The following is a 14696-nucleotide window of genomic DNA, read 5'->3' as shown; positions in this document are numbered from 1 at the left end:
GTGAAAGCCGCTAGACTCCTCGCAAGCCTACTGATTCTCTTCGCTTGCGTCGGGAGCGTTTGGGCTCAGTTCGATGTTCCCAAGATTGAGTTCCAAAAGTGGCAACTATTGGACGAGAACGAGGATTACTCGCAGTACATCGCGAAATTTCCCAGTGCGTTTGACTCGGGGTATCCGCAGAATGACACGGTCCAGCTAGAGATTCAGCTTCCCGCGCATGTGGACCACCCGCCGGTCGTTTTGATCCTCCATTATTGGGGTGCGCCGAACTTGAAGGTCGAGCGCTCGCTGGCGTTGGAACTGAACGACCGGGGCATCGGGGCGGCGATCATGACCTTGCCGTACCATCTGACGCGAACGCCGAAAGGGGCGACTTCGGGGGCAATGGCGATTCAGTCCGACCCGGAGAAGCTGAAGGCGGTGATGACGCAGTCCGTGATGGACGTCCGACGGTCGCTGGACTTTCTTCAGCAAGAGCCGGAGTGCGGGCGAATCCTCGGCATTTACGGCACCAGCCTGGGGGCGGTCGTCTCGACGCTGGCATATGCGGTGGACGACCGAATCACTAATTCGGCGTTTTTGTTGGGCGGCATCGAGCTTGGAAAGATCATTTGGCGATCGTCGCTGTTGACCAAGGTGCGCGACGAACTGCGGGCCAAAGGATACAACGAAGAACGACTCGACCAGGCTCTGCGGCCCATCGAGCCGTCCACGTACCTGAAGCCGGGCAAGGTCGGGAACACGTTTGTGGTTCGGGCCAAGTACGATACGGTGATTCCGCCAGAATGCACGGATGCGCTAATTCGGGCATTGCCGAACTCGAAGGTGCTGGAGATCGATTCGGGGCACTACGGGGGCATCTTTGTGGAGGAGCGGCTGTTGCGCGAGGTGGCGAACTTCTTCAACGCGATGGCGAAGGATCGCGAGTACATGCCGCCGCTGTCGATCGTGACACCGACGGTTCGAGTCGGATTCATGATGGAGGCTCCCGCCGAGTTCAATATTGCCGCGGGGTTTGACCTGCTGAAGTTCGATCCCAAGGGGCGGACGTACGCCAGCGTCCTTTTGACGCCCAAGAATCCGGTAATCTGGGTGGGTTCGGATATTTCTGGGGGTCTGAACGCCGGTGTGGGGATTTCAAACCGCCGGGCAGGATTTGGACTGTTTTGGAGCATCGTCCTTTAACGGATAGGGAAATCATCGAGTCGTGCTGTCTCAACATGGTTGAGACCTATTTTGCGTTGGCTCGACCTGCGGATGGATTGACGCGGTTTGAGGATGACGGCGTGATCGGTTGCCGCTCGACGCAGAAGCATCCGGCTTCGAATTTCTCGGTGGTGGCCAGACCGAACATTCATTCGCTGACTAGGCTGGTGCAGATGGATTCGCACACGGCGTACGTTTTGCCGACCGATCAGACCTACGCCGTGATTGAGATGATGAAGAAGGTGGGCTTTACGCCGGGGCGGTCGCTGAGTTTGATGTTTGTGCGAAACCCACTTGGGGGAATCGACCTAGATTTGACCACGGTGACCGGCATCTCGGCGCGGTACGACCACACAATGTTTTTGGCCAAGCAGTTCTTTTCGGCAGCGAACATGGCCTTTTGCGAAGGGATTGCGACGTTGACCTCGCGCGCCCCTGAGTGCGAACTGATCTGCCTTGGGCGGCTGGAGGCTCCGACGGCAGGGGCCATGATTTCTCAGACCAACGGAACGTTGGGGCTTTATAACATCTCGGTCACGCCGGAACAGCGGCATCGCGGACTGGGTGGAGAGCTGGTTCGGGCGCTGGTGGGGATTGCGGCGTCGCGGCGGTGTACGGCGACGCTTCAGTGCCACGACTCGCTGGTGCCGTGGTACGAGCGGCTGGGTTTTCGGAAGTATGCGGAAGTCGTGATGATGCGTCGCGAGAAGTGAATCTCGGTTCAAACAGATTCCGTACGAAGATTGGGAATTCCGTGGACAAAATCGACAATCAGCGGGAGAAAGCCATCGAAGCGCTTGGAGACAAGAGCTACGAAATGCGGTGGTCCAAGAGCCTCGCCTTTGGTTGGGCGTGCGGCTACCTCTATCTTTTTTGGATTGTCCTGATGCCGCTGGGAGTCTTCATCAAATTTCCCTCACCCGGCCTGGCAATGGCCACTTCGTTTGTTGGTGCTGGGGTCCTTGCGGCATTTGCTGGTTGGCGAATCCATCGACGTGGTGAGCGCTACCGTGTGCGATTTGATAAGTCAGGATTCTCGTTTTGGCTTGACCACGAACCCTACTTTCAGCTGAGATGGATCGATATAAAGGAGGTTTCGAGTCAGCGGGGCGATTTGATCGTGACTCGAACCGATGGAAGAATAGAGAGGGCAAAGTTTCCTTCTGTCGAGAGGTCGCGGGATAGCGAACTGTTTAAGAACGTCTTAAAGACGTTCCAGATTAAAAAGGACACGGCTGTCGTCCGAAAGAGAAGACTCTGGATAACTTCAGGAGTAACGGCATTCGGAGTCATTTTAGCCATTGTATGTGGCAGGCCCGCCATGCTTGCCAAAGACTATGACGGCGTCATTGGCGCTCGCGAATGGATTAGCTTGGTACCCTGGTCAATCGATGTGGTTTGCGTGATGATCGGGTTTATTTTCCTCTCTGGTTTTCTATTTGAGTGGATCGCTGGACTGGAAAGTAAGAAGAACCTAATGAGGGAATCCAAGTTTGGACCCAATCTGGAAGACTTTCTTAAGGAATGTAACCGATGGCCAAAGCCACTGGAGTTGGTGCCGGGAAAGAAGTACCGTTATATCGACCCGGAAGGAATTGCCGCGACTCAACGAGAGAAGCTTGTGGCGTGCAGGATAGGTTCAATCTTAGCCTTTTGTATAGCGATGCTTACCTTGGGCGTTGGAATGTTCGGCAGTCAGAAGCAAAGAGACAATCCGGGGATTGCAATCGGAGTCGTGTTGATGACGTCCCTTGGAAGCTTGCCTCTCTTTTTTGTAAAGAGCATCAAGCGGCGCATCGATTGGGTTGACGACATTATTTCGGTTGATAACAATGCGCTTCTCGTCGAACATCATGGCTTGCTCCTGAAATATCCTAAAACGCCAAAGAAAGTACTGCTTGACATCCCCCCAGCCAAAGACTCCCATCAACCCTTCATGCGCTTAGAGAAACACGGAGTTAAGCCCGATGTATACCAACTTGACCGCCGCTTTTTAATGGCTATTCCCGACGACTTAGGATTGGCGAGCGAGGACGTAGTCGGCGACGGCGTGGAGCATGTCCCGGGGTAGGCCCTCCGCCAAGGTATCGATCTGGTCGTGGGCGAGGCTGATGTGGTTATTGGCCATCTCCTCGCTCATGGTGAACGCGCCACGGGTGTCCATCCAGTCGCAGATCATGCGAATTTCGTCCTCGTTGACTGAGCCACCGAAGCGTCGGCGGGCTATCTGGCTTTCGGCCTCGCTGAGCTTTTCGCGAAGGTAGATCAGCGGCAGAGTCGCTTGACCATCGCGGAAGTCGGTGGCGATCGGCTTGCCGGTCTTGACTTTGTCGCCTCGATAGTCGAGGAGGTCGTCGGCGATTTGAAAAGCCATGCCGGTGTGCTCGCCAAACTTGGCGAGTGACTCGCGCTGTTGGCGACTAGCGCCGGCGACGATCGCGCCGAGTTCGCAGCAACAACGGATGAACGAGGCCGTCTTCATGCGCAGAATTTCGAGGTGGTGTTCGATGTCGAGATCGAAGTCGCCTCGGGCCTCGAGTTCCAGAACTTCGCCCTCGGCGATTTCGCAAACGGCGTCGCTGACGGTGCGGAAGACTTCGACATCGCCGTCGCTGGCAAGGAGCGACATGGCCTTTGCGAGAAAGACGTCGCCGGACATGATGGCGGTCGTGTTGCCATAGGTGGCGGCGGCGGTCGGCTTTCCACGGCGGGTGCCAGCGGAATCGATGACATCATCGTGAACCAGGGTCGCCATGTGGATGATCTCCATGCAGGCACCGAGGCGACGCAGACGGACCATGTCGGCGTCGGGGTTGACGGCCTTGCCCGAGAGGATGACGAACGCGGGGCGGATGCGCTTTCCACCGGCATCGAGAATCTGCTTGGAAACGTTACGGATGATCTCGACTGGTGAGTCGGTGCTTTCGCGGATGACCTGCTCGATGTCGGCGACTTCTTCGGAGACCCGGCGCAGAAGCTGGGCCCGGATTTCGGGGTTGTTGAGGATGGATAAGGATGATACGGTCACGGTTTGGTTCCCCAGTGGATGCAGATGTTTCCAAACATCAGGTCTTGAAATTGGACGTCGACGAAGCCCGCTTGCTCCATGATGGAAACGAGTTCGGCGCGCGACTTGAATCGCTTGGTGGATTCGTCGAGGTAGGCGTACTCTTTGCTATTGCCGAGGGACGCGCCGAGGAGGCGAGTCATGAGGCTTCGTCCCAGTCCGGTTGCCTTGCGGACGAGGGGTGAGCTCGGTTCCGCGCAGTCCAGCGAGACGAAGTGGCCTCCGGGCTTGAGCACGCGGAAGATTTCGGTGTGGGCTTTTTCGATGTCGGGCACGTTGCGGATGCCCCATCCGACGGAGACGCCTTCGAATTCGTTTGCGCCGAGCGGGAGGTTGCAGGCGTCGGCGAGGATCAGGGTTGCCTTCGGGTCTTTGGCGGCGGCTTGGTCGAGCATCGGCGCGCAGAAGTCGAGACCGACGAGCTTGCCGGAGTCGCCGACCCTTTTTCGAAGGGGCGGAAGGAAATCACCGGTGCCACAGCAGAGGTCGAGGGCTGAATCGCCGGGCTTGAGGTTGAGTTTCGAGGTGGCTAGTTCTCGCCACTTTCGGTCGCGATTGAAACTCAAAAGCCGATTGGCGAGGTCATAATTCTTGGCTATACGGGCGAACAGCCCCTGCACCGCGACTCGTTTGTCGTCTCCCTGGGTTTCCCAGAGCGGTACCGGCTGTTGTGTATCGACCATTTCCTTCTTCATTTATACCGCACCATCGGCTGAAATCATCGAAATTTCAGAATATTGTGAAACTTACTACGGCTAAAATCTTCTGTGCGTTTCTACTCTTGCTATGGCTTCGATCTCGACGGGACGTTATACCGGGGAAATGAGGTTGTTCCTGGCGCGGCGGAAACGGTCGCGGCGCTTCAGGGGCGCGGGGCAAGAATTCTCTACGTCACCAATAATTCTGGGCTGACAAAGGGCGACTACGTGGAGAAGCTGGGGCGATTGGGCTTTTCGGCGAGCGAGGATCAGATCGTGACGAGCGGGCAGGCTGGAGCCGATGTCTGCCGATTGCGCGGATACCAAAAGGTGTTTTTGGTCGGCGAGCCGGGCCTGGTGGCGACGTTCCGGGCGAACGGATTGGAGGTGGTGAATGCGGGTGAGGACGGTTCGGTCAGGCCAAGCGATTCGTCGGCGGACGTGGTGGTTTCGGGCATTTGTCGCGAGGCGCTTTCGTATCGACTTTTGGATTCGGCGATGCAGGTGGCAATTCAGACCCAGAACTATATCGCCTGTAACGGTGATCTGACGTACCCGATCGAGGGAGGCAAGTTTAGCCCGGGATCGGGGTCGATTGTGGCCGCGATCGAGGCTTGTAGCGGAGTGAAGCCGTTTGTGGCGGGGAAGCCGAATCCGACAATTCTGACATCGGCATTTGATCGATTGGGGATCGATGCAGCGGATACGCTGATGGTGGGCGACCGCATGGATACGGACATCGCTTGTGGCCGAGCGGCGGGGTGCGACACGTTGCTGGTCTTGAGCGGGGTGGCACATGAAGCGATTGCTGGGCAATGGTGTTTGGAGTCGGTGAGCGGGCTCTTGTGAGTGTTTTTTTGCCCTTGTTCGCGGCTTTTCAGCGGACTGCCCTCACCCGTCACCTGACACAAGTCAGGTGACAACCATCCACGTTGGAACTGCCTTTGTGGCAGTTCCAACTGCGGACCCTCAATTCAAGAATTAGGAGAGGGAATAGGGGGCTGCCGTGTTTGGGCACTTAACGCGAAAACTAGAGGCCCTGTCGGAGTTCTTCTTCGGCTTGGCGGATGGTGCGGATTTCGGACATCGTGAGATCGAGCATGCCGCCGGGGATGTCGGGCGAGGTCGTCATTGTGTCGCGTTCACCTTGGAGGGTCATTTTTTCCAATTCGCTCCGCATCAGTTGGAGTTTGTCGGCGACCTTGAAGGCGGCATCGAAGCCAACGCCCGATTCCTGGTGAATCGGTTTGGGGGTCTTGAGAAACATTTCCATCGCTTCGCTGACGTAGTCGCCAGGGCGGCGAGATTCGACATGGGTGGGGATGACCATTTTGAACTGCATGACGGCGTCGTTCATCGCCTGATCGCAGGCCGTTAGCGCTTGCTCACGAAGCTGGACGTAGGTCGGGGCGAGGGCGGGCTGCCGCCAATAAGGCGACTCCAGCAGTTGGCGCGTCTCCATGCGAGTGCGAGCGATCTCGTCCATCAGGGTCAACGAGGACTCGCTGAGGTCGCGGTGCAGGCGGTGGAAGGTCAGCATCTTTCGAAGCGTGCCGAAAAGGCGCTGGGCTTCGAGGCGAGATTCGAGCTCCGGTGTGTAGAGCTCGGCCTTTTTCTGTTGCATGAAGAACCCGGCTACGCCGCCGCAGAGGGCGGTGACGATGAGGGTCAAGATGAGCGGAATCGAGTTGTGGAAGGCGAGGCCAATGAGGAACGGCACACCGACGCAGGCGAGAATGATCCGACTCCATTGTTGATGAAAGTCTTTGAAAAGATCGAGGTTCTCGGTTTCGCGGAGGTAGCCGACCAGGTGCGGATATTGTTCAGCCTTATTGCCAAAAAGCATGAAGTCTGTAAGGATTTTACGCTGATCGCGGCGCGCCGTTGCAGGGTTTACTTATGGGCCTATCATGTTTACCGGCATCATTCAGGCGGTTGGCGAGGTCGTTTCGCTCCAGGACGGAGTTTTGCTCATCGACGCGAAGGACCTCGATGTCGAGGGGTTGACGCTGGGCGAATCGATCGCGGTCGATGGCGTTTGTCTTACGCTGGTTAGCTCGCCGGAACATTTGAAGTTTGAACTCTCGCCGGAAACGATTTCGCGAACGGCTTTTGCCGACCTTGGCGCAGGAAGCGCGGTGAATCTGGAGCGAGCGATGCAGGCGAACGACCGGTTTGGCGGGCATATCGTTCAGGGGCATGTGGACGGCGTCGGCGAAGTGGTGTCGATTCGGGAAGAAGGGAACTCGTTCGTGTATCGCTTCCGCATTCCGTCGGGACGGTATGTCATCGAGAAGGGATCGATCACGGTGAATGGGATTTCGCTGACGGTGGTGGAGCCGAAAGGCAATGAGTTCGATGTTTGGGTCATCCCGCATACCTTGGCGAACACAAACCTTGGTCGGCTGACGGCGGGCTCGAAGGTGAATATCGAATACGATGTGGTTGCGAAGTATCTGGAGAAACTCGCGCAACCACATCTGGGTTAGAGCTTAGCGCTTGGCGGGCAGGACGGCTTGCCTTTGCTCGGCCCTGAGGACGGCCTCATCGTTAATTGGACCGATCGCGCAAGCTACCATCCAATCGGGGCGGAGAGAGTCGCCTTTGTGGTCCAGTTGGATCGTCCACGTGTTGGTGCGTTCAGAATCGCGTCCGGGCCAGTTGATTAAGAACTGGACATCGAGTTGCTTGGGCTTCCAGGGAGTGATCCGGGCGGGAACCAGCCAGGCACCCTGGAGGATTTCGCCGTCCGAAAGCACGATCCCTCTCTCAAGATTGGGCACAGCGCTTCCCACAAACGGCTGGAAGCTGGCGGGAGACTGCTCGTAGCCGATCAGCTCGCTGTCCCTCGCCGAGACGGTTGGCAGAGCGTGCCAAGTCTTAGGGGGGCTACTCTGCCTCATTTGCAACGCTTCGTTGCGAACTTCTGCTTTGGTTTCGCCGTCGGTGAAGACGATGAATACATGGCCGCGGGAGTTGACGTAGTAGTCTCGAATCACGATTTGGCCGTGCTCCGACTTAAGCGTTGCGATGGGCTTTTCGAGCTTCTTCTTCCAGTCGTCGGCGATGTGATCGACATCGATGACCTGGGTTTCCTTGGGGAAATCGACGGCAAAGGTCTTGGCTGGGAGGGGCTGATCGTAGCTTATCGTTTCGAATCCGCCCAAAATCCATGTGCCGTTCTTAAGGGTGCGAACTTCCACTCGGAAAATTCGATGGTCGTTCTTCGACGCGAAGAACTTTGATTGGGTGGGGAATGTGGTCTGCTCCATCGTGACGACATCGACCGGCTGGCCCTGGTACGTTTCCGATCCAAACGATATCTTCTGGCCCGACCAGTGCCAGCGTTGGTGGTCCGAAGCCAGCGCCCCGATTGAAAAGCCACTGGGTGTATAGGCAAACGGTCCGTCCGCCCGTTTCTTGGTGGCTTTTTGGAGGGCTGGATCGAGCTTCCAAAGAATGTGGTCGGCAAAGATGGTCACCTTGCCGTCGTCTTCGATTCTCCACTTTCCGTTTTCGAAGTAGGTCGTGGAGCGGAGTTGAGTTGTTCCGTCCGACTTGATATCGTAGGACTTCATGACCGCGGTTTTGCAGTCGGAGCTTGCCCCGGCGATCTTTTGGAATTGGTAGTAGGCGTAAGCTTTCGGACCAACGGAGACTGCGAAGGAGCCGATGGCGACAGTGGCGATGCCGCCAAGAACCACGCTTCGGTTTCGCCGTTGGCGAAGGTGCTGGCCATGAATGCGGTTGGCTTGGTTCAGGACGTCGGATCGGGTCAAATCGGTGGGATCACTGGCGGGAAAGGCTGATTGAAGGGCGTTATTTTCTTGCATCGGGTACCTGTAGGAAGTCGTTATGGTCTTTGCGCAGGGTTTCTTTTGCGCGTTGGAGAAGGGCCTTGACGCTGGTTCGAGACCGCCGCATGACTTGGGCGATTTCGTCGACGGAAAGGTCTTCGAGGGCCTGGAGCAGGAACGCGTCGCGCTGATTGGGAGGCAATGCCTCGATGGACCGACGAAGGGCCACCGACGATTCGAGATTGGAGGGGTCGGCTTGGTTCGGGTCGAGGGGTTCGTGGCGGCGACGTTTTCGATAGACGTCGGCGAGCTTGCGACGGGCGATTCCGTAGAGCCAGCAACGAGGGGCGACGCCTCGGGGGCACCGTCCGCTCATAGCGGCGGCGAATGTCTCGGCCGCAAGGTCCTTGGCGTCCTCGGCATTGCCGATTCGGCGAGAAAGATAGCGATAGACGGCGTCGAAATGATCTTCAAAGAGATCTTCGATGCTCCTCGCCCGTTGCGGTCGGGAAGGCGACGATGGACTGATGTCCAAGGTCAGGGCCTCCGGTACTTGTTTTGACTCCACAATCGCTTGTTCGCTAATGGGGCCAGTATGGACCTCCTCAACGAGAAAATCGCACAAAAGGTCAGATTTTGGGCAGCAATCGGTGACTGAATATCGAAGACGACCGATTGGCAAACAAAGCGTTCCGAGTAAACGGCGAGATGCGCACAAACGGTCAGATTTCGATTGGAGGACTCGATGAGACTGACTGTGGGGGAAATACAAATGAAGAAGACACTCTTTCTTTCCTTAGCGCTTCTATCCTTGCCGTTGGCGGCCTTTGCGTCCGACGAGCTTTGGGTGGGAAGCTACTTTGGCGACAATATTCAACGCTACGATCTGACCTCTGGCTCGTCCTTGGGCATGGTGGGGGCGGGCAAGCTCGACGGCACATTGGGCATGACCATTGGGCCGGATGGCTCCGTGTACGTCTGCAGTGAGCTGACCGGTTCGCTGGAGAAGTTCGATCGGAACGGAGCATGGCTAGGACGGTTTGCGACGGCCAACAGTCCGACGGCGGTGACGTTCGACAAGGACGGCAAGGCGTACGTCGGTCAGTTCGACATCGACTCGGTGGCAAAGTATTCGTCGACGGGGAGCCCGCTCGGCTCGTTCGTGCTTCCAGGTAGTGGAGGCTTGGATGGGCCGGACATCGGTGCGACGTTTGGGCCGGACGGAAATCTGTACGTGCCCAGCTTCAACTCGGGCGACGTCTTGCGCTACAACGGGACGACCGGCGCATTCATCGACAAATTCATTCCCTCCGGGTCGGGCGGTTTGTCTCAACCTCGGCAGATCATTTGGCGCAACGGCGCAATGTATGTGACCAGCGACAACGGCAACAAGGTTTTGCGGTACGACGCGAGCACAGGGACGTATATCGACACGTTCATTGCGGCGAACTCGGGCGGTCTCAACGGCGCTACGGGAATGGTTTTCTACAAAGACAGCGTCTATATCACCAGTTGGCGAAACAATCGAGTGCTGAAGTTCGATGCGACTTCGGGCGCCTACCAGGGCGATTTTGTGGCGTCGGGGCTCAGTGGTCCGGTGAGCTTGCTGGTGGTGCCGGAGCCGTCGGCGGTGATTGGCTTGGCGGGAGGCTTGGCCCTGTTGCTCCGCCAAAAGAAACGATGAGGGGATGAGATATCAGACCAAACAGGAGGTCGCGCCGAACCTGGCCGACCTATTGAACCAGATTCTCCGGTCACCGCTGAGCGTGGTGGGGACCGGAGAGTTGGCTCAGCAGTGCGGCTACTCGCGGTCGCACCTGACGCGCGTCTTTCACGAGATGTGCGGCGAATCGCTGGGCGATCTTCATCGACGCATCCGACTGGAGCGAGCGGCGTACGGACTTCGAGAGGGATTTTCGGTGCAGGAGGCTTCGATGTTGGGCGGGTTCGGTTCGCCGGAAGCGTTTTGTCGGGCCTTCAAGCGGACGTTCGGGTTGCCACCTCGGCACTTTCTGGCGTCGGGGCTGGATTGGAAGCTCCCATCACCCGATGGACTGCACTGGAACGAGCATTGGGACGAGACGTTCGAAGCTCCGAACCTCGCGGTCAAGTACGAGACGAAGTTGGAGCGGATTGTGCCGTTTCGGGTGGCGGCCATCCGCCATGTTGGCAATTATGCGTACCTGTGGGAGGGATGGGAGAAGGTTCCGTTTGAGGAGGGAAGGACCTGGGTGACCATCTATCGCGACAACCTGTGGACTTGCCCGAATAAGAACCTGATGCGGGCCGAACTTGGCTTTTTACTTCCGTCCAGCGAGGTTGCACCACCAGGATTTGAGACGGTTTCGGTGCCAAGCCAATTGGCGATCAAGACGAAGCATTTTGTGGAGCGCAATCAGCGGAATGAGGCGTGGTCGTACCTGAGCGGCGCTTGGCCAAATTCGTCAATCTCGTGGGATGAGTACGCTGCATGGCCGCTTCCGTTCGAGAAGGTGCGCACGAGAGCTTGTCTGGGGTTGGGCTAAGGCTCGATCGCGTAGCAGACGTGGGTTGTAGCGGTGCCGTCAGGGTTGCCAGGGCCGTCGTAGACTTCCCAACAAGGGCCGCCGAACGAGTAGCCGTTGGCCTTGATGAACTCGATGACGGTGTCGTGAGCCTTGCCAAGCTCGGAATAGGGGCCGACAAAAGTGAGCATGGCTAGGCGGCAGGATGTGTAGTAGTCGACGACGATGTTGCCCTCCGGCGGCACAGGGCCAGTGAGGGGTACTCCACACTGGAGATCGCAATCGGTTTCGCCCCATCGCAGGTAGCGGGCATAGGGTGGGCCAGCTTGGACGCCGTGCTTCTTGGCTAGTTCGTAGATGCCGGGCAAGACATCGGGCGCGGTGATGGCGGGGCCGATTTTGTCTCGGTCGCAGGTCAAGCGGCGATAGGCCACCCATTGGGCGGCGACGTTCAGAACCTCGACTTCGCTGGCCATCTTCTTCGATTCTATATCGGAATTTGCCCACGAAGTGGTTAAACTTCGTGCATGATTCGATATCGGGCTCTCTCGCTAGTCGCGCTGGCTTGCGTATGGCCGATCGCCGTCAACGCCCAGGATTCTGACAAACAGCAGACCCCACCGCCGAAACAAGAAGCACCGGCCAAACCGCGGACGCTAACCTTCGACGATTACAAGGAGTGGGAGCGCATTTCTCAGGCAGTGATCTCAAACGACGGCAAATATTTGCTTTACGGCGTGGTGAAGGCCGACGCCGACGGCTATGTGGTGGCACGGAAGATCGATGGGCCCGAGAAGGCGCTGATTCCCGACGGCATTCGTCCGGCGATCTCGGACACCTCGAAGTGGGCGGCTTACCTCATCACACTCCCGAAGGCCGAAATCGAAAAGAATACGGAGCAGAAGAAGCCCAGCCCGACCAAGCTTGGCATCCGAAGTTTGGAAAATGGCGAAGAGCACGTGATCGACGACATCGCCAATTTTAGTTTTCTGAAAGACAAAGACCTGATCGTGGCCCTGCGACCCAAAATGGCACCCGGGCCAGGTGCTGGCGATTTGCTCCTCATCAACGCCACAAACGGGGAACAGATGGTGATTTCCAACGTGAAGAGCTACAGCCTCAATGAACCGGAAACGCTCATGGCGATCCAGATCGATTCGGGGACTGGCTATCAAGCGTTCGAGGTGCTGGACATCAAGACGGGAATCATGCACCCGATCTACAGCGGCAAAGACGACGTGACGTCGTTTGCATGGGCCAAAGACGCGGACGTGCTTTCGCTCTCGATTGCGTTACCGGACGATAAGAAGGAAGGCGACAACAACGATGTGTTGCGAGTTTCGGGATTTGACGGAGTTCTTACCCGACAGCGGTTCAATCCGACGGCTTTCGCCAACTTTCCGAAAGGCATGAAGATCAGCGATGGCATGCGTATCTCTCCGTCCGACGACGGTTCGAAGATCGCACTGACGATTCAGCCTTGGAACGATAAGGAGAAGCCGGTCAAGCCGAAGGACAAGGCGGGAGTCGAGGTCTGGAACACGAAGGACACGCGGCCGATGCCCTTGCAGAAGCGGCAAAGTGCGCGGGACCGGGCGAGGGGAATTCTGTTTATTTGGGACCCAGATGCCAACACGCTGACCAAAGCGTCGCCGGGCAAGGACGACGAGATTCCGGGTTTCGACGTTCAGACATACCTGTCCCAAGACATGACTTACGCGATTGTGCAAGACGGGACTCCGTACACCAGTTCGGTGACGAACGGCATCAATTACGCGGACTTTTGGGTCACGAACCTGAAGACAGGTGAGAAGACCGAGGCGGTGAAGAAGAACCAGTTTGGCCTGGTGCCGAGCGTGACGGGCAACTACTTTGCGTACTACGACAACAAGCTGTGGTGGGTGTACGACGTCCGCAACAAGAAGGCGCGGGCGCTTCATCCGGACGGCTATGCGAACTTCGAGGACGAACTGGACGACCATACAGTGGCGGTCAAGCCGCCAGAGGACCAACCGACCTGGCTAGATAAGGACGCGGGATTAATCGTACAGGATCGGTATGATGCGTGGCTGTGCGACCCAGAAACGGGCAAGATGGTGAAGCTGACCGATGGCCGCAAGGATAAGGTTCGCTACCGGTATCAGGAGGTCGCTCCGTACGACGACGAGCCTAAGCGCGAGTTCCCAATGTACTTCGACGTTTTCGACACGGAGACGAAGAAGGATGGCGTGTACATCGTCGGCAAGGACCTGAAGGGCACGATCCCGATCTTCGACGACGTCCAGATTCGGCGGCTAGTGAAGGCCAAGGACGCTGACCGGATGATGTTCTCGATGGAGTCGTATCTGAAGTCGCCAGACCTGTATATTACGAACCAGGCATTTTCGGCGGCGAAGCCGGTGACGCATACGAATCCCCAGCAGGCTCAGTTCAAGTGGGGCAAATCTGAGTTGGTCAACTACAAGAGCCGGTTCGGCGTGGACCTGCAGGGAACGCTGATCTATCCGGCCGACTATGACCCGAGCAAGAAGTATCCGATGGTGACGTACATCTACGAGCGCCTCTCGGACAACAAGAACCAGTATCAGTTCCCGAGCGAATGGTCGGCGTACAACCTGCAGTACTTCAGTCAGAATGGCTACTTCGTTTTCGAGCCAGACATCGCGTACAAGGGCAACCGTCCGGGCGAGTCGGCGGTGGACTGCTTGGAGCCTGCGGTGGATGCGGTGGTCAAGAAGAATGTGGGCGTCGATCCGAAGAAGGTCGGGCTGATTGGCCACTCGTGGGGCGCGTATCAGACGGCGTTTGTGACGACGGTCAGCGACCGGTTTGCAGTGGGTGCGTGCGGCGCGCCGCTAACCGAACTGACTAGCATGTACAACTCGTACTACTGGAACGGCGGCATGACCGACCAGGTGATCTTCGAGTCTTCGCAAGGGCGCATGCGGGTTCCGTTCTGGGAGGACCCGAAGCCGTACTTCGACAACTCGCCGGTTTGGCAGTCGGCCAAGCGCAAGGTTCCGCTTTTGATGGCGTTCGGCGATGCTGACGGCGCGGTGGATTGGCACCAGGGCCAGTACCTATACAACACGTTGCGGCGCATGGGCAAGCAGTGCGTGATGCTGGTTTACGCGGGCGAGAACCACGGTTTGGCCCAGCGGCCGAATCAGTTGGACTACGCGCGACGACTTCGCGAGTGGCTCGACGTGTATCTGAAGGGCACTAAACCCGAGAAGTGGATCACGGACGGCGTGCCGTACATTCAGCAGGTGCCGACGGAAACGCGTGGCGGCGGCTAAAGGTTAATGAGGGGCCCCTCCCGCTGGGTACGAAAGGGGTTTGTCTGCTTTCGAGTCGAAACGATCCCCGGAGCTTGGAGCGACGGGGGTCTCTGAACCACTGAAAGCTAACTGAGTCGACTCCA

Annotated in this window: 14 protein-coding genes; 8 read left to right on the top strand and 6 right to left on the bottom strand. The window is 57.5% G+C overall.

The window, feature by feature from the left end:
* The 3 genes from GC165_19655 to GC165_19645 are packed head-to-tail and all read left to right on the top strand — an operon-like array spanning position 1 to position 3277.
* Complete coding sequence (locus GC165_19655; protein MBI1335085.1) at positions 1-1185, top strand: hypothetical protein; 1185 nt, start codon at positions 1-3, stop codon at positions 1183-1185.
* Between the two features lie 35 nt (positions 1186-1220).
* Positions 1221-1919 (top strand): GNAT family N-acetyltransferase, encoded by a 699-nt coding sequence (locus GC165_19650; protein ID MBI1335084.1) that lies wholly within the window; start codon positions 1221-1223, stop codon positions 1917-1919.
* A 41-nt stretch (positions 1920-1960) separates the two neighbouring features.
* Complete coding sequence (locus tag GC165_19645) at positions 1961-3277, top strand: hypothetical protein (protein MBI1335083.1); 1317 nt, start codon at positions 1961-1963, stop codon at positions 3275-3277.
* Here GC165_19645 and GC165_19640 read toward each other — a convergent pair.
* Together GC165_19640 and GC165_19635 are read right to left on the bottom strand one after the other, a co-directional pair.
* A complete protein-coding gene (locus GC165_19640) occupies positions 3221-4357 on the bottom strand; it encodes a hypothetical protein (GenBank protein MBI1335082.1) in 1137 nt (378 codons plus the stop codon). The two genes, GC165_19645 and GC165_19640, sit on opposite strands and share 57 nt — an antisense overlap.
* A complete protein-coding gene (locus GC165_19635) occupies positions 4231-4968 on the bottom strand; it encodes a ubiquinone/menaquinone biosynthesis methyltransferase (GenBank protein MBI1335081.1) in 738 nt (245 codons plus the stop codon). The genes GC165_19640 and GC165_19635 overlap by 127 nt, the downstream gene beginning before the upstream one ends.
* A gap of 72 nt (positions 4969-5040) precedes the next feature.
* Here GC165_19635 and GC165_19630 point away from each other — a divergent pair, with 72 nt between their 5' ends.
* Complete coding sequence (locus GC165_19630; GenBank protein ID MBI1335080.1) at positions 5041-5820, top strand: HAD-IIA family hydrolase; 780 nt, start codon at positions 5041-5043, stop codon at positions 5818-5820.
* Positions 5821-6001: 181 nt separating this feature from the next.
* Here GC165_19630 and GC165_19625 read toward each other — a convergent pair whose 3' ends face one another.
* Positions 6002-6817: a hypothetical protein gene (locus GC165_19625; GenBank protein ID MBI1335079.1), complete on the bottom strand. Its 816-nt coding sequence runs from the start codon at positions 6815-6817 to the stop codon at positions 6002-6004.
* A 64-nt stretch (positions 6818-6881) separates the two neighbouring features.
* Between GC165_19625 and GC165_19620 the strand changes: the two genes are divergently transcribed.
* Positions 6882-7460 carry a riboflavin synthase gene (locus tag GC165_19620; GenBank protein MBI1335078.1) on the top strand — a complete coding sequence of 193 codons (579 nt, stop codon included), beginning with the start codon at positions 6882-6884 and terminating at the stop codon, positions 7458-7460.
* A 3-nt stretch (positions 7461-7463) separates the two neighbouring features.
* On the opposite strand, the gene GC165_19615 is transcribed toward GC165_19620, so the two are convergent.
* Together GC165_19615 and GC165_19610 are read right to left on the bottom strand one after the other, a co-directional pair.
* Positions 7464-8804, bottom strand: coding sequence for a hypothetical protein (locus tag GC165_19615; protein MBI1335077.1), 1341 nt, complete (start codon positions 8802-8804; stop codon positions 7464-7466).
* A complete protein-coding gene (locus tag GC165_19610; GenBank protein MBI1335076.1) occupies positions 8791-9540 on the bottom strand; it encodes a sigma-70 family RNA polymerase sigma factor in 750 nt (249 codons plus the stop codon). Before GC165_19610 ends, GC165_19615 begins: the two co-directional genes overlap by 14 nt.
* Between GC165_19610 and GC165_19605 the strand changes: the two genes are divergently transcribed.
* Together GC165_19605 and GC165_19600 are read left to right on the top strand one after the other, a co-directional pair.
* Positions 9514-10452, top strand: coding sequence for a PEP-CTERM sorting domain-containing protein (locus GC165_19605; protein MBI1335075.1), 939 nt, complete (start codon positions 9514-9516; stop codon positions 10450-10452). The genes GC165_19610 and GC165_19605 overlap by 27 nt on opposite strands.
* Before the next feature lie 4 nt (positions 10453-10456).
* Positions 10457-11293 (top strand): helix-turn-helix domain-containing protein, encoded by an 837-nt coding sequence (locus GC165_19600; protein MBI1335074.1) that lies wholly within the window; start codon positions 10457-10459, stop codon positions 11291-11293.
* Here the strand turns inward: GC165_19600 and GC165_19595 are convergent.
* A complete protein-coding gene (locus GC165_19595; protein MBI1335073.1) occupies positions 11290-11748 on the bottom strand; it encodes a hypothetical protein in 459 nt (152 codons plus the stop codon). The genes GC165_19600 and GC165_19595 overlap by 4 nt on opposite strands.
* A gap of 51 nt (positions 11749-11799) precedes the next feature.
* Between GC165_19595 and GC165_19590 the strand changes: the two genes are divergently transcribed.
* Positions 11800-14571, top strand: coding sequence for a prolyl oligopeptidase family serine peptidase (locus GC165_19590; protein MBI1335072.1), 2772 nt, complete (start codon positions 11800-11802; stop codon positions 14569-14571).
* The last annotated feature ends 125 nt before the right edge of the window (positions 14572-14696 follow it).

The sequence above is a fragment of the Armatimonadota bacterium genome (genome assembly GCA_016125185.1).
Taxonomy (GTDB): Bacteria; Armatimonadota; Fimbriimonadia; order Fimbriimonadales; family Fimbriimonadaceae; genus Fimbriimonas.
Note: the sequence above shows the minus strand (reverse complement) of the source record. Positions and strands in the feature narration are given on the sequence as shown.